The 14,622-nt window shown below is 72.5% G+C and carries 11 protein-coding genes; 7 read left to right on the top strand and 4 right to left on the bottom strand.

Features of this window, described 5'->3' with window-relative positions; genetic code table 11:
• Window positions 1-150 precede the first annotated feature (150 nt).
• The 3 genes from ABZ234_RS27610 to ABZ234_RS27600 all read right to left on the bottom strand — a co-directional run bounded on the left by ABZ234_RS27610 (window position 151) and on the right by ABZ234_RS27600 (window position 4,308).
• Complete coding sequence (locus ABZ234_RS27610) at window positions 151-1,305, bottom strand: S1 family peptidase (protein WP_344098351.1); 1,155 nt, start codon at window positions 1,303-1,305, stop codon at window positions 151-153.
• Between the two features lie 528 nt (window positions 1,306-1,833).
• Window positions 1,834-3,015 carry a S1 family peptidase gene (locus ABZ234_RS27605; protein ID WP_355013966.1) on the bottom strand — a complete coding sequence of 394 codons (1,182 nt, stop codon included), beginning with the start codon at window positions 3,013-3,015 and terminating at the stop codon, window positions 1,834-1,836.
• Between the two features lie 168 nt (window positions 3,016-3,183).
• The gene (locus ABZ234_RS27600) at window positions 3,184-4,308 is read right to left on the bottom strand and encodes a S1 family peptidase (protein WP_355013965.1); all 1,125 of its coding nucleotides are present in this window, start codon (window positions 4,306-4,308) and stop codon (window positions 3,184-3,186) included.
• A gap of 718 nt (window positions 4,309-5,026) precedes the next feature.
• On the opposite strand from ABZ234_RS27600, the gene ABZ234_RS27595 reads away from it, so the two are divergent.
• The 6 genes from ABZ234_RS27595 (at window position 5,027) to ABZ234_RS27570 (ending at window position 10,995) form a co-directional block, all read left to right on the top strand.
• Window positions 5,027-5,230 (top strand): ubiquitin-like protein Pup, encoded by a 204-nt coding sequence (locus ABZ234_RS27595; protein ID WP_267945320.1) that lies wholly within the window; start codon window positions 5,027-5,029, stop codon window positions 5,228-5,230.
• 168 nt (window positions 5,231-5,398) lie between these two features.
• Window positions 5,399-6,241, top strand: a complete 843-nt coding sequence (prcB, locus tag ABZ234_RS27590; RefSeq protein WP_267945319.1) for a proteasome subunit beta — start codon at window positions 5,399-5,401, stop codon at window positions 6,239-6,241.
• 56 nt (window positions 6,242-6,297) lie between these two features.
• Window positions 6,298-7,047: a proteasome subunit alpha gene (gene prcA / locus ABZ234_RS27585; RefSeq protein ID WP_267945318.1), complete on the top strand. Its 750-nt coding sequence runs from the start codon at window positions 6,298-6,300 to the stop codon at window positions 7,045-7,047.
• A 111-nt stretch (window positions 7,048-7,158) separates the two neighbouring features.
• Window positions 7,159-8,517 carry a Pup--protein ligase gene (gene pafA, locus ABZ234_RS27580; RefSeq protein ID WP_267945317.1) on the top strand — a complete coding sequence of 453 codons (1,359 nt, stop codon included), beginning with the start codon at window positions 7,159-7,161 and terminating at the stop codon, window positions 8,515-8,517.
• A 151-nt stretch (window positions 8,518-8,668) separates the two neighbouring features.
• Window positions 8,669-9,766, top strand: coding sequence for an FKBP-type peptidyl-prolyl cis-trans isomerase (locus ABZ234_RS27575; RefSeq protein WP_344180664.1), 1,098 nt, complete (start codon window positions 8,669-8,671; stop codon window positions 9,764-9,766).
• A gap of 215 nt (window positions 9,767-9,981) precedes the next feature.
• Complete coding sequence (locus ABZ234_RS27570; RefSeq protein WP_355013964.1) at window positions 9,982-10,995, top strand: formyltransferase family protein; 1,014 nt, start codon at window positions 9,982-9,984, stop codon at window positions 10,993-10,995.
• A 305-nt stretch (window positions 10,996-11,300) separates the two neighbouring features.
• Here the strand turns inward: ABZ234_RS27570 and ABZ234_RS27565 are convergent, their stop codons facing one another.
• Window positions 11,301-12,413 carry a DUF3866 family protein gene (locus ABZ234_RS27565; protein WP_355013963.1) on the bottom strand — a complete coding sequence of 371 codons (1,113 nt, stop codon included), beginning with the start codon at window positions 12,411-12,413 and terminating at the stop codon, window positions 11,301-11,303.
• Window positions 12,414-12,515: 102 nt separating this feature from the next.
• On the opposite strand from ABZ234_RS27565, the gene ABZ234_RS27560 reads away from it, so the two are divergent.
• Window positions 12,516-14,570 (top strand): WYL domain-containing protein, encoded by a 2,055-nt coding sequence (locus ABZ234_RS27560; RefSeq protein WP_355013962.1) that lies wholly within the window; start codon window positions 12,516-12,518, stop codon window positions 14,568-14,570.
• Window positions 14,571-14,622: the final 52 nt, after the last annotated feature.

Raw genomic sequence — 14,622 nt, 5'->3', positions numbered from 1 at the left:
GCCCCCCCCCCACCCACTCTGCGGTGCGGGGTGTACCGCGGGGGGCGCTGCCGAGCGCGGGGGGGCCCCCGCCCCCCCGGCCCCGCCCCGGGGACATGGGCGTCCCCGCCCGCTGACGCGGACGGGGACGGTCAGGGGTGGTGAGGAGGGTCAGCTGGTGCGGATGCTGACGCCCCAGGAGTTCACCATCGGCAGGACCTCCTGGTAGAAGGTGGTGCCGCCGACGGAGCAGTTGCCGGAGCCACCGGAGGTGACGCCCTGGGCCTGCGAGCCGGAGATGAACGAACCGCCGGAGTCACCGGGCTCGGCGCACACGTTGGTGCGGGTGAGCGAGTAGACGGTGCCCTGCGGGTAGCTCACCGTCTGGTTGCGGGCCTGGATGGTGCCGCAGCGCCAGCCGGTGGTGGAGCCGGAGCGGCAGATGGCGGAGCCGACGGCGGCCTGGCTGGTGCCGGTGACGCTCTGGTAGCCGCCGGTGTTGTAGCGGGAGACCAGGTTGGTCAGGGTGAAGTTGGAGGTGCCCCGCACGAACGCGGCGTCGTTGCCGGGGAAGACCGAGTTCTGGAAGGTGCCGCGGCCGTTGCCGATGGTCACCGCGGTGCCGACGGTGCCGCAGTGGCCGGCGGTGACGAAGCCGGGCTGTCCGGCGCTGTTGGTGGCGGCGAAGCCGACCGAGCAGCGTCCGCCCATGGTGTAGGCGAGGCCGCCGATGATGTCGGCGTAGGTCTCGGGGGTCTCGCTGGTCTCCTGGACCTGGACGGCGGAGGCGTCCACGCCCGCCTCGGCGAGCAGGGCGTCGATGTCGGCGCCGGAGCCCTCCAGGACCTCGACCACGACGGTGTCGCTCGTGACGTCCGGGTACCAGCCGACGATGCCCTCCGGGACGTCGGCCGCGTTGAGGTCGTCCACGACCTCGGCCAGGCCCTCGGTCCCGTAGGAGACGACGCTCGCCTCGGCGCCGGTCGCCTCGACGGCCTCGACCGCAGCGGCGTCGGTCACCAGGACGGTGAGGGTGTGGGTGTCGATGTCGAAGGTGGAACCGCCGTAGGCGGAGCCGGCTGCCTCGGTGGCCTCTGCGTCGATCTCCAGGGCGGCCTCCTGGGCCTCCAGGAGGGACTCGGCCTCGGACTGGGTGAGGTCGAGGTCGCGCTCGAGGGCCTCGAACATGCTGGCTGCGTTGTCGTCGGCGACGGGGCCCTGGGGGAGGGGGGCGGTCGCCGCGAGGGCTCCCGGTGCCAGGGACAGGGCCAGGCCGAAGGCCAGGGCTCCCGTGCCGATGGCGGAGATGACGGGGGAGGGTCGCATGGGTGTCTACTCTCCAAGGGGGATCAAGGGGGATTCGGAGTGTCCGCGCCGGTAGGGACGGAAACCCCATTTCCGAAGGACGGAGTTGTTCCGACGTCCGGAATTCACCGAGACATCCGGTAAACGATCCCCAACATAAATGGACACTTTGGTGAGGGAAAGACCCGCTCTGTGTTGATCTATTCAGACGTACGAAGGATCGTCCGATGACCCTCTGTTCCGTCATGGCTACGCGTAGCCGTCCGGTGTGCGACCTTGCGGTTTCCGCAGTCGGGCGCTCACGGATCGAAGCGGTGGCCCGTGCGCAAGGGGTGCTCCGTGGCCGGATGCGGACACCGGTACCCGGTACCGTTCGTGACAGCCTGGCTACCTGGATGTAACACCAGAGGTCACAGAGGTGCCAAAGGGGCTGTGCGGACGGTTCGCGGCGCGGCCCCGGGCACGGGCGTCTGGCCGGATGCGGACGCGTGGGCGGCCGGCGCCCTTGCGGGACGCCGGCCGCCCACGGGCCGGAGGCGTTGGCAGGCCTCAGGAGGTGACCAGCTCCAGGCCCCACATGGCGAGGAGCGGGTTGACGTCCTGGAAGTAGGTGGTCCCGCCCGAGACGCAGCTGCCGGATCCGCCGGAGGTCACACCCTGGGCCTGCGAGCCCGCGACGAAGGGGGCGCCGGAGCCCCCGGGACCCGAGCACACGTCGGTCCGGGTCAGGCCGTGGACCGTGCCCTGCGGGTAGCTCACCGTGTGGTTGCGGCCCAGGATCCTGCCGCAGCGCCACCCGCTGTAGGGGTTGGACGTGCACACGGTCGATCCGATCGGCGCGGGCTGTGAGCCGGTGACCTCGACGAACCCCCCGGCCTGGTCGTCGACCAGGTTGGTGAGGGTCCACCCGGGCCCCACGCGGACGAACGCGCCGTCGGAGCCGGGGAACTGCGAGTGCTGGAAGGTTCCCGAGGCCCCGGCGGGGATGCTCTCCACCGGGGCGCCCGCGGTGCCGCAGTGCCCCGCGGTCAGGAAGCCGGGCTCCCCCGAGGCGGTGGCGGCGAAGCCGATGGTGCACACGCCTCCGCCGGTCCGGAACAGGCGGCCGCCGACGACCTCGGCGTAGGGGACCGCCTGCTCCGCGCCCTCCCGCACCCGCACGGCGGCGGGGTCCACACCGGCGTCCTCGACGAGGGCGGCGGCCTCGGACGAGGCCCCGTCCACGGTCTCGACGACCACGGCGCCCTCGGACGGGTCCGGGTACCAGCCGACGACCCCCGCGCGGGGCCCGGCCGCGTCGAGGCCGGCCACGACGCCGTCCAGCTCGTCGGCGGAGCGCGGGACGACCTCGACCCGCGCTCCGGTCCTTCGCACCTCCTCGGCGACGGAGGGGGTGTCGACCAGGACGGTCAGCCGGAGCGTGCTGCTGTCGAAGACGGAGCCCGCGTAGGCGGGACCGGCGGCCTCGGCGGCCTCCGCGTCCGCACGGGCGGCCTCCTCCTGGGCTCTGAGCAGGTCCCGGGCGACCGACGGGCTCAGGCCGAACTGCGCTGCGACGGCGTCGGCCGGACCGGAGGAGGACCCGGGGCGGGCGGGCGCGGTGGAGTCCGGGGCGGCGGGGAGGGCGGCCCACGAGGGCGCCGGCGCGGATCCGAAGGCGAGGACGGTGGTCAGGGAGAGCGCGAGGAGGGCGCCGGCGGTTCGCGGCACGGGGGAGGGGGAGGCGTGCATGGTCGTCCGTTCTCCTGGGGGGAGGGGTGTCTCCAGGAGAACCCGGAAGTCCGATCGGCGCCAGACGTCCTCTGCCCCTGTGGACGACGGAGACGGCAGGCGTCCCCGCCCGCGGGTGCGGACGGGGACGCGCTGCGGTGGCCCGGTCGGCCCGGTCGGCGGCCGGGGTCAGCCGGTCACCAGGCTGAGCCCCCACGAGCTCAGCAGCGGTCCGACCTCCTGGTAGTAGGTCGTACCGCCGGAGGTGCAGTCGCCGGAGCCGCCGGAGGTGACGCCCTGGGCCTGCGAGCCGGAGATGAACGAGCCGCCGGAGTCGCCGGGCTCGGCGCAGACGTCGGTCCGGGTCAGGTCCTCGACCGTGCCCTCCGGGTAGCTCACCGTCTGGCCGCGGGCCTCGATGGTGCCGCAGTGCCAGCCGGTGGTCGAGCCGGAGCGGCACACGGCCGACCCGATCGGCGCCTGGGTGGAGCCGGAGACGGTCGAGGAGCTGCCCTCGACCCGGTTCGTCCCGGTCCAGTTGGACGTGGCAGCGACGTAGGCGCCGTCGCTGCCGGGGAAGACGGACTCCTCGAACACACCGGAGCCGGTGCCGTCGGAGCTCTCGGCGGTGGTGCCGGCGGTGCCGCAGTGGCCCGCCGTCACGAAGCCGCCCTGCACGGCGAAGCCGATGGAGCAGCGGCCGCCGCCCATGTAGTAGGCCTCGCCGCCGACGATCTCGGCCAGCAGTCTGGGCGCCTCGACCGTCTCCTGCACCTCGAAGGCGGAGGCGTCCACCCCGGAGGCCTCGATGAGGCCGTCGGCGCTCGCGCCCTCGGTGACCTGGATGACGACGGTGTCGCGCTCCACGTCCGGGTACCAGCCGACGACGCCCTCGGGCGCGCCGACCGCGTCGAGTTCGTCCACGACCTGTGCCAGGCCCTCGGTGCCGTATGAGACCACGGTGGCCTCGGCGCCGGCTGCCTCGACCGCGTCGACGGCCGCGGTGTCGGTCACCAGGACGGTGAGTTCCTGTGTCTCGGGGTCGAACAGGGAGCCGCCGTAGGCGTCTCCCGCGGCCTCGGTGGCCTCGGTGTCGGTCTCGAAGGCGGATTCCTGGGCCTCGAGAAGTGCTTCGGCCCCGAGCGGGGTGAGGCCGAGGTCCCTCTCGAGGGCTTCCAGCATCGTCGCGGACCCGCCGCTGGCGGCGGGCTCGGCGGGGACGACCGCCGCGGTCGCGCCCGGCGTCACGGAGAACGCCAGGCCGAACGCGAGTGCGCCGGTGCCGATCGCGGAGATAACGGGGGAGGGTCGCATAGATCCCTACTCTCCTTGGGGAATTCTGACGGGGGTTCGGGGCCCGACACCCGCCGGCGAGGGCGTCGGACCCCGGACCGGAGCCCGTGATGAGACGAAAACTCCGGCCGGTTCGCCGTATGTCCTGCAGTCAAGACACTCGGTCAACGTTCATCCACGTTAAGTGCACATCTTGGGCAACGAAAGGACCGAGAACCTGGTATTTCATTCACGTGACGAAAGGATCATGTGATGATCCGATGCTTTTGTCCCGATCACTCATCGTGACGACATGTCTGACCTTGTAGTTTCCTACTGTGATCATTTTCGGATCACACATCAGCTATCGGCGCAAGGGGTGTTGTGTGGCCGGATCCGGCCACTGGAACCGGGTGCCATCTGTGATGGTTCGGCCACGCATATGTAACTGCAAAGGTCAGAGCGGTAACTCATGGGTAACTTTGTTTGCCTGACGAACAAGTGTGCGTTTTCCGAACAGTATTGCGATGTATCTCGTTCTGCTCGGAGGTGCGGGCCCGGGGCCGAACGCCCCGGAAGCCGCTCCGGGAGACACGCCCGGTGCGAAACGGGCGCCCGCGCGGGCCACGCCGCGCGCACATCGGACGATCCGAGGTAACTAGCGGGTATCGGGCCCCGGGAAGGGGGTTGAGTCGCGCGGTGTTGGGCCAAGATAAGGGCGAGAGCCCCGAACGGGAGCCCGAACGGGAGGGAAGACGCCATGGCGACGAAGGACACGGGCGGTCAGAAGCACGCCTCGCGCCGCGACGAGGAGGTCGAGGAGACCGAAGCGGCGGCGGACGTCCAGGAACGCAAGGACCAGCTCGACGAGGACGTCGACGACATTCTCGACGAGATCGACGACGTGCTGGAGAGCAACGCCGAGGACTTCGTCCGGCAGTTCGTGCAGAAGGGCGGCGAGTAGCCGCTCCGCGGCGGTTCGCTGACAGCGCACCCGGGCGCCCCCGGCACCGCCGTGCGCCCGACTAGGGTCAGTCTCATCGGCCGGAGCACCGCCCGGCCGCCGAAAACAAGGACAACAGGCGCCCCACCCGCCCCCACGCCGGGGTGGGGCGCGAGTGGAGGGAGTCGCGTGTTCGAAGGGTTCGAGGGCGGACGGTTGCCGGCCGCTTTCATGAGTGCGGGAACCTCGTCCTTCACCGAGTTTCTCAGTTCGGTCAGCCCCGAGATGCTGCCCGGGCACAAGCTCCCGGCCGGAGGTGGGACGGAACACCTCACGCCCGACGCGACGACCATCGTCGCCCTGACCTTCCCCGGGGGAGTCCTGCTGGCGGGCGACCGCCGGGCCACCCAGGGCAACGTCATCGCCAACCGCGACATGGAGAAGGTCTTCCGGACCGACGAGTACTCCGCGGTGGCCATCGCGGGCTCGGCCGGGATCGGTATCGAACTCGCCCGCCTCTACCAGGTCGAACTGGAGCACTACGAGAAGATGGAGGGCCGCTCGCTCTCCCTCGAGGGCAAGGCGAACAAGCTCGCCCAGATGGTCCGGGGCAACCTCGGCATGGCGATGCAGGGCTTCGTCGTCGTCCCGATCCTCGTCGGCTTCGACGAGAACACCGGGGTGGGACGGGTCTTCAGCTACGACGCCGTCGGCGGACGCTACGAGGAGCAGCGCTACCACTCCATCGGCTCCGGGTCGGTCTTCGCCAGGGGCTCCATCAAGAAGCTCTACCGCGACGACCTGGACGAGACCGGCGCCGCCAAGGTGGCGCTCCAGTCCCTCTACGACGCCGCCGACGACGACTCCGCCACGGGCGGACCCGACCTGCACCGCAAGATCTTCCCCCTCGTCGACGTCATCACCGAGGACGGCCACCGCCGCCTGCCCGTCGAGGTCGTCGCCCGCCTGGCGACGGAGGTGGTCGAGGGGCGCGCCGAGCACCCCGACGGCCCCACCGTCGAGTTGGGCTGATCCGGCAGCCGTCCCCACCCCAGACTTCTCCCGACTAGGTAAGGAAACGATCCGCGGTGTCGATGCCGTTCTACGTCGCCCCCGAACAGCAGATGAAGGACAAGGCGGACTACGCGCGCAAGGGCATCGCGCGCGGCCGCAGCGCCGTCGTCCTGCAGTACGAGGGCGGGATCCTCATGGTGGCGGACAACATGTCCCGCACACTGCACAAGATCAGCGAGCTCTACGACCGCATCGGCTTCGCCGCCGTCGGCCGCTACCCCGAGTTCGAGAACCTGCGCCTGATGGGCGTGCGGTTCGCCGACGTGCGCGGGTACCAGTACGACCGCCGCGACGTCAGCGGGCGCCAGCTCGCCAACATCTACGCCCAGACCCTCGGAACCGTCTTCAGCGAGAGCCTCAAGCCCTGGGAGGTGGAGATCGTCGTCGCCGAGGTCGGGGACACCGCCGACGACGACGAGATCTACCGCATCACCTTCGACGGCTCCATCGTCGACGAACAGGGCTTCGTGGCCGTGGGCGGATCGTCCGAACACGTCTCCACCCAGCTCAAGGACCGCTTCGCAGCCGACGCCCCGCTCAGCGCCGCCCTCAACGCGGCCACCCGCGCCCTCGCGCGCGAGAACGGCGAGGAGCGGGAGCTGGAGGCCTCCAACCTGGAGGTCGCGATCCTGGAGCGCTCCAGGCAGCACCGCAAGTTCCGCCGCATCCAAGGCCGTCGCCTGACCGCCCTCATCGAGGAGGGCAAGGCCGGAGGCGCTGCCGCCCCGGGCGGCGACAGCACCGAGGACGAGGCCGACGAGTGATCTGAACGATGACGACGGTGCGACGCGCCCGAGGCGCCGCACCGGCCGGGCGGGTGCGGACGGCGAGGGCCCGTCGTCCGCACCCCGGTGACGGGAAGTTGGTGAGGCCGCGTGGAACGACGGATCTTCGGGCTGGAGAACGAGTACGGGGTCACGTGCACCTTCCGGGGACAGCGCAGGCTGTCGCCCGACGAGGTCGCCCGGTACCTCTTCCGCAGGGTGGTCTCCTGGGGGCGCAGCAGCAACGTGTTCCTGCGCAACGGCGCCCGGCTGTACCTGGACGTGGGGAGCCACCCCGAGTACGCCACCCCCGAGTGCGACAGCCTCGTGGACCTGGTGGCCCACGACAAGGCCGGCGAGCGCATCCTGGAGGGGCTGCAGGTCGACGCCGAGCAGCGCCTGCACGAGGAGGGCATCGCCGGCGACATCTACCTGTTCAAGAACAACACCGACTCGGCGGGCAACTCCTACGGCTGCCACGAGAACTACCTCGTCGGACGGCACGGGGAGTTCGGCCGCCTGGCCGACGTGCTCATCCCCTTCCTGGTCACCCGCCAGATCATCTGCGGCGCCGGCAAGGTCCTCCAGACCCCCCGGGGCGCCCTCTTCTGCGTCAGCCAGCGGGCCGAGCACATCTGGGAGGGCGTCTCCTCCGCCACCACGCGCTCCCGCCCCATCATCAACACCCGCGACGAGCCGCACGCCGACGCCGAGCGCTTCCGGCGCCTGCACGTCATCGTCGGCGACTCGAACATGAGCGAGACCACCACCCTCCTCAAACTGGGCTCCACCGACCTCGTCCTGCGCATGATCGAGGCCGGGGTCGTCATGCGCGACTACACGCTGGAGAACCCCATCCGGGCGATCCGCGAGGTCAGCCACGACATGACCGGCCGGCGCAAGGTGCGGCTGGCCAACGGCCGCGAGGCCAGCGCACTGGAGATCCAGCGCGAATACCTGGACAAGGTGCAGAGCTACGTCGACCGGCACGGCACCGACGCCACCGGCAAGCGCATCCTGGACCTGTGGCAGCGCACCCTGGAGGCGGTCGAGACCCAGAACCTGGACACCGTCGCCCGGGAGATCGACTGGGTCGCCAAGTACCAGCTCCTGGAGCGCTACAGGGACAAGCACGACCTGTCGCTGTCGTCGCCGCGCGTGGCCCAGCTCGACCTGACCTACCACGACATCCACCGCGACCGCGGACTCTTCTACCTCATGCAGAAGCGCGGCCAGATGGACCGCGTGGTCGGCGACCTGAAGATCTTCGAGGCCAAGTCGGTGCCCCCGCAGACCACGCGGGCCCGGCTGCGCGGGGAGTTCATCCGCCGTGCCCAGGAGCAGCGCCGCGACTTCACGGTGGACTGGGTGCACCTCAAGCTCAACGACCAGGCGCAGCGGACCGTGCTCTGCAAGGATCCCTTCAAGTCGGTCGACGAGCGCGTGGAGAAGCTCATCGCCGGAATGTGACCTTCCGCAGCAGTCGGACACGGGCCCCGCCCGGAGGACGAAAGCCCTCCGCGGCGGGGTTCTGGCGTTCGGTGCGCTCCCGGGGGTGGTTACGGCCCTACTTTTCGGTAGTGTGACCCTGTCCCAAGCCGGAAATCAGAGGTTGTGACTCATGCACCGACGTGCCGCCGCCCTCGCGGTGCCGCTGGCCGCCATCACCCTGGCGGTCTCAAGCTGCGGAAGCATCCCAGAGGAATGGCGAACGCCAGCCTTCCTGCGCATGAACGGGGACCAGCTCGACCCACGGCTGCCCACCGTCACCGGCGAGGTCGGTGAGGAACCGGAGGTCACCTTCCCCGAGTCCGACCCGCCGGACGAGGAGATCTCGGGCATCGTCAGCGCCGGCTCGGGTGAGGACGAGCTGGTGCGCGCGGACGACCTGGTCGTCGCCAACGTGGTCCAGTACCAGTGGACCGGCCCCGGCGAAGGCGAGCTCGCCGAGGGCATGTCCAGCTACGAGACCGGCGCCCCCGACCTGATCCGCATGGAGCAGATGCCGGAGCAGATCAGCGAGGTGCTGGTCAACCAGCCCGTCGGCAGCCGCGCAGTCTACGTCATGCCCCCTCTCACCGAGGACGAGCAGGCCCAGGCGGAGGCGGCCGGACAGGCCGCCCCGGCCGGCGCCAGCGTCCTGGTCATCGACCTGGTCAACAGCTTCAACAAGGGCTCGGTCGTGCCCGGGGAGCAGAGCACCGACGGCGGCGACGGCCTGCCCGTGGTGACCCAGGAGGGCCACAGCGAGCCGACCATCGAGTTCCCGGAGGACGCGGAGGCCCCCGAGGACCTGGAGGTCGTCCCGCTCATCGAGGGCACCGGCGACGAGGTGGAGGAGGGCGAGCAGGTCATCGTCCAGTACACCGGCGTGCGCTGGGAGGCCGACGACAACGGCGAGCACCCGTCCTTCGACTCCACGTGGAGCCGCGGCGGCGACCCGTTCGACACGACCATCGGCGCGGGAGCCGTCATCGAGGGCTGGGACGAGGGCATCGTCGGCCAGCCGGTCGGCAGCCGCCTGCTCCTGTCCGTTCCCGCCGACATGGCCTACGGCGCGACGGAGGAGGAGACCATGGGCGCTCCCGCCGGTCCCCTCGTCTTCGTCGTCGACGTGCTCGGGTCCTACAAGAACCCGCCGCCCGCCGAGGAGGAAGGCGGAGCCGCCCCCGAGGAGGGCGCCGAGGAGGAGGCCGACCCCGCCGAGGGCGGGGAGTAGCCGCCTCCGCGCGTACGCGTACGACCGCCCCCGCCGGCCTCCGGCGGGGGCGGTCGCGTGTCCGGGGCCGTTCGCGCCCCGGCGGTGTCCGTGCCCCGGGGCAGGCGGGCCCCTGCGCGGCGCCGGGGCCTGACACGCCCGGTGGGTGCGGTCCCGGGCCGGACGAGGTCCCCGTGCGTAGAGTCGGAGGATCCGTGGACAGGCGAGGGGGAGTGATGTCGGACCGAAGGCGCTACTGCTACGTGTCAGGACTACGCCTCGGGGTTGCGGCCCTGGAGGAGCTCTGCGCCCAGGGGCGCCCGCCCGCCCTGGTGGTGTCCTACTCGGGGGAGCTGGCCCACCGCTGCGGGTACCTCGACTACGAGTCCGTCGTTCGCCGCCACGACCTGACGCACCTGCGCGTCTCGGACATCAACTCCGACGAGGTCCGGGACGCCCTCACCGCGCACGGCGTCGACCTGATGGTCGTCGCCGGGTGGTCGCAGCTGGTCCAGGAGGACGTGCTGGACCCGCTGGCGCTGGGCGCGGTCGGGCTCCACCCCTCGCCCCTCCCGGTCGGGCGGGGGTACGCGCCCATCCCCTGGACCATCCTGCGCGCCATGCGCTCCAGCGCGGTCACCCTCTTCCACCTCGAACGCGAGCCCGGCACCGGCGACATCGTCGACCAGAGCTGGTTCGACGTCCCGGCCGACGCCACCGCCACCGGCCTCTACGAACGGGTCGGCCACCTCCAGTCGGAGCTGCTGGTCCGGCACCTGGACGACCTCCTGGAGGGTTCGGCCCCGCGTCGGCCGCAGAGCGGCCACGCGTCGGTGTGGCCCACCAGGCGGCCCAGCGACGGCCACCTCGACCTCACCGCCGCCGGGAGCGACGTGGACCGGATGGTGCGCGCGCTCGCCTCCCCCTACCCGGGGGCGTTCGCGATGTTCGGCGGCGCGCGGATCACCCTGTGCGCGGGGGCGCTGCACGGGGAGGCCCGGGGCGGGGACCCCGGACAGGTGGTCTCGGTCGGGGAGGGGCGCAGGTGGGGGATCACCTGCGGGGACGGAACGGTGTTCGTGCCCGAGTCGCTGCGGGTCGACGAGGGGGTGCGGGCCGAGCCGACCTCGCTGTCCATGTTCCGCCCGGGGGCCTATTTCGACGCACCCTCCGAGCACATGCTCGCCTCCACCCGCAGGGTGCCGGTGCCCGGGCAGGCGCCGAGCCCGGACGCGCTCCAGAGCGCCTGAGAACCGGGCCTCCGGGGCCCGGGGCCGTGGGGCCCTGCCGCCGGACGGGGCACGGCGGGCCGGGAGGCGCCCAGGCGCCGGGGGACGGCAGGGCCGGTACGGACGGGCGGAACGCCGCGTCCGGCGGGCGCCGGGGCGCACACGGGGCGTCCCGGGCCGGGGGTGGTGGGCCGGCGGGCGCGAGGGGTGTGCGCACGGGCGGCCCCGGGCAGCACCGGGCCGGCGGAGCCGTGGGCCCCCCTGTATCCAGGAAACCCCACCGGAGGGCGCGGGGGAAGGGGCTGTGGACGGCCGCCGGGCGGCCCCTACAGCAGCGCCGCCGCATGGCGGCCCGCCGCGGCGGAGCTCAGGAACGCCGCCCGGTCCTCGTCGAGCCCGCGGCCCATCGTCGACACCTTCACCGGCAGGGCCGCCAAGGCCTCCTCCAAGCCGTCGACGCCGACCTCGACCAAGGTGTGCCGCTCACCCAGCGGCCGGGCCTGGGCGCGCACGCGCTCGCCGAACACCCCCGGCAGGACCGGCACCACCACGTCCGCCCGGGCCAGCGCCACGCGCCCGTACGCGGTCATGCTGTGGTGCGACACCCCCCGGTGCCGCTCGCGCTCGTCGGCCTCGCTCACCCGGAGCGCGGCCACCGGGCGCCCGCCCAGCACGGCCGCCGCGTTGACCGCCTCGCCGCAGGAGACCCCCGAGAACCCCCACGGGGTGCCGGTGCCCAGGTTCCCCGGCCCCTGGCACACCACCGCCACCTCCGCGCCCATCACGTGCCGGGCCGCCAGCAGCCCGGAGTGCACGGTGACCGCCTCCAGATCGCCCCCGAAGGCCTGCCCGGTGGTCACGCACCCCTCGACCAGGCCCTCCTCACGCAGGGCCCCCACCAACTGCGAGAACGCGGCGGGCAGGGCCCCGCCGTCCAGCATCACGTTGACGATCCGCGTCCCCGGCCGCTCCGCGCGCACCCCGGCGACCACCGCGGGCAGCGCCGAGTGCAGGTCGGCCACCACCACGGGCATACCGTCCACGCCGTCGGCGGACCGCAGCACCCCGTGGTGGGGCGACCCCTGCTCGTCCGCGCCCAGCACGGTCGCCTGGAGCGGCGTGTAGCGGGCCTTCACCAGGTGTCCGGGCCCCTCCCGGTCGGCGGGGAGGCGGTCCGGGAGAGCCACGACCAGCGCGTACCCGCCCGTCCCCAGACCCAGGTCCAGGGCCCCGGTGTTGAGCAGCACGGAGTCCCCGACCCCGGGCTCCCCGACGAGGTCGGTGTAGGCCAGCGCCCGGCACGTCGCCACGGGGCCCGTGCCTGTCCCCTCCGCGCCCCCGTCCCCCTCGTCGGCGGGGTCCACCGCCACCAGGGCCACGGCGACCCCCGGCCAGGACGGGAGGAGCTGACGGACTTCACCACGGCGCCACCGGATCATGCCAGGCACGGTACCGTCGTTGCTGAACCGGAGTAGGGACGACGCGCCAGAGCGCACCCCGGCCGGTCCATCCACCATGCGCGGGCGAGAAGGGTGCGGACGATGTCTCGCAGGAAGACGGAACGACAGCTGAACCTGGTCATCTGTCTGTTGTCCACACGCCGCCACCTGACCGCCCAGGAGATCAGGCAGACGGTGCACGGCTACGCCGAGGCGGACACCGAGTCGGCGTTCAAGCGCATGTTCGAGCGGGACAAGCGCGAACTGCGCGACAGCGGCATCCCCATCCAGGTCGGGACCGGGGACGCGGTCAGCGGCGAGGAGGGCTACCGCATCTCCCGCTCCGACTACGAGCTGCCGGAGATCGAGCTCCTCCCCGACGAGGCCCTCGTCCTGGGCCTGGCCGCCCGCGCCTGGAGGCACGCCTCCCTGGGCGAGGCGGCGGCCAACGCCCTGTTCAAGCTCCGTTCCGCGGGGGTGCCCGTGGACAGCGAGGCCGCACCCGGGCTCACCCCCGCGATGCGCACCGACGAGCCCTCCTTCGGCCCCGTCTGGCAGGCGGTGCGGGACCGGCGCCCCATCTCCTTCGACTACCGCAAGCCGGGGCAGGCCGAGTCCGAGACCCGCGAGGTCGAGCCCTGGGGCATCGTCAACCTGCGCGGCCACTGGTACGTGGTCGGCCACGACCGGCTGCGCGACGCGCGCCGGGTGTTCCGCCTGGGCCGCATCCGGGGAGAGGTGACCGTCCTGCGGGGAGGCCCCGACGTGGTCATCCCCGAGGGCGTCGACCTGCGCTCGGTGGTCGCGGGCCAGACCGCCGAGCCCGAGCGCACCGCCCTCCTGCGGGTGCGCGCCGACTCCGCGCACGCCCTGCGCCGCCGCGCCCTGCGCGTGGTCCCCGGGGAGAGGGACGGTTCGGGCAACGGCTGGGACACCCTCAGCTACCCCTACTCGGACACCCCCGCCCTCGTGCGGCGCGTCGCCTCGTTCGGCTCGCGCGCCGAGATCGTCGAGCCCGCCGGGGCCCGCGAGGCGATGGCGGCCCACCTGGCGGCCACGGCCGGGTCGGCCGGAGCCGCCGAGTCCGAGCCCGTCGGCACGGGCGGAGCCGGGGGGACCGACGCCCCCGCGCGCGGGCCCCGCTCGGCCGACCAGCTGCGCCGGCTGCTCATGCTGGTGCCCTACGCCCTGGGCCGCGACGTGCGCGTCCCGGAGGTCGCCCAGCACTTCGGGCTCAGCGAGAAGCAGGTCGTCGCCGACCTGAGCCTGCTCTGGATGTGCGGGCTGCCCGGCTACACGCCCGGCGACCTCATCGACGTCGACCTCGACGCGGCCAAGGAGACCGGCGAGATCATCATCGCCAACGCAGACACCCTCGCCCAGCCGCTCCGGCTCACCGCCGACGAGGCGGCCAGCCTGGTCGTGGGCCTGTCCCTGCTGGAGGCGCTCCCCGAGACCGAGGGACTGGAGGGCGGTGCGCTCAAGCGGGTCGGGGAGAAGCTGCGCACCGCGGCCGGGGCCGCCCTGGGCTCCCTGGCCGACTCGGTCCAGGTACGGGTGGAGGGGGACGAGCAGGTCGCCCGGACCCAGCGGCGCTGCGCCGACGCCCTGGAGGCCGGGCAGCGCCTGCACCTGCGCTACCTGTCGGGCTACCTGGACCAGGTCACCGAACGCGATGTGGACCCCATGGGCCTGGTCGTCCAGGACGGCTACCCCTTCCTGGAGGGGTACTGCCACCTGCGCGAGGACGTGCGCCTGTTCCGCCTGGACAGGGTGCTGGAGCTCACCGTCCTGCCCTACGCCGCCGAGGTCCCCGAGGGGGTGGGCCGCCGCGACCTGTCCGCGGGGGTGCTCCAGCGCTCGGACCGCGACGCCCAGGTCACCCTCGACCTGGAGCCCACGGCGGGCTGGGTGACCGAGGACTACGTGTGCGAGTCGGTGACCGAGCTCCCCGGGGGAGGGGTCCGCGCCACACTGCGCACGCCCGCCCCCGCCTGGGTGGTGCGCCTCGCGCTGATGCTGGGGCCGGAGGGGCGCGTGGTGGCGCCCGGAGCGCTCGCCGAGGAGGCGCGCGCCGAAGCACTGCGGGCGTTGGAGTACTACCGCACAGAACAATCCTGTGGGAAATTGGTCGAGACCACTTCGTCGCCCGAGTGAGGCCCAGCTGTTCACCGGGGGCAGGGGTGGCGGTCACTCCGCAAGGGATAAG

It is taken from the genome of Nocardiopsis sp. NPDC006198 (genome assembly GCF_040613895.1).
Lineage (GTDB): Bacteria > Actinomycetota > Actinomycetes > Streptosporangiales > Streptosporangiaceae > Nocardiopsis > Nocardiopsis tropica.
Note: the sequence above shows the minus strand (reverse complement) of the source record. Positions and strands in the feature narration are given on the sequence as shown.

What these genes read in the sequence shown, in the direction of transcription:
- ABZ234_RS27575 (WP_344180664.1), top strand. Translation starts at nt 8,669, where the DNA reads ATGCACCGACGTGCCGCCGCCCTCGCGGTGCCGCTGGCCGCCATCACC.
- ABZ234_RS27600 (WP_355013965.1), bottom strand. Translation starts at nt 4,308, where the DNA reads ATGCGACCCTCCCCCGTTATCTCCGCGATCGGCACCGGCGCACTCGCG.
- ABZ234_RS27595 (WP_267945320.1), top strand. Translation starts at nt 5,027, where the DNA reads ATGGCGACGAAGGACACGGGCGGTCAGAAGCACGCCTCGCGCCGCGAC.
- ABZ234_RS27610 (WP_344098351.1), bottom strand. Translation starts at nt 1,305, where the DNA reads ATGCGACCCTCCCCCGTCATCTCCGCCATCGGCACGGGAGCCCTGGCC.
- ABZ234_RS27565 (WP_355013963.1), bottom strand. Translation starts at nt 12,413, where the DNA reads ATGATCCGGTGGCGCCGTGGTGAAGTCCGTCAGCTCCTCCCGTCCTGG.
- ABZ234_RS27605 (WP_355013966.1), bottom strand. Translation starts at nt 3,015, where the DNA reads ATGCACGCCTCCCCCTCCCCCGTGCCGCGAACCGCCGGCGCCCTCCTC.
- ABZ234_RS27570 (WP_355013964.1), top strand. Translation starts at nt 9,982, where the DNA reads ATGTCGGACCGAAGGCGCTACTGCTACGTGTCAGGACTACGCCTCGGG.
- ABZ234_RS27560 (WP_355013962.1), top strand. Translation starts at nt 12,516, where the DNA reads ATGTCTCGCAGGAAGACGGAACGACAGCTGAACCTGGTCATCTGTCTG.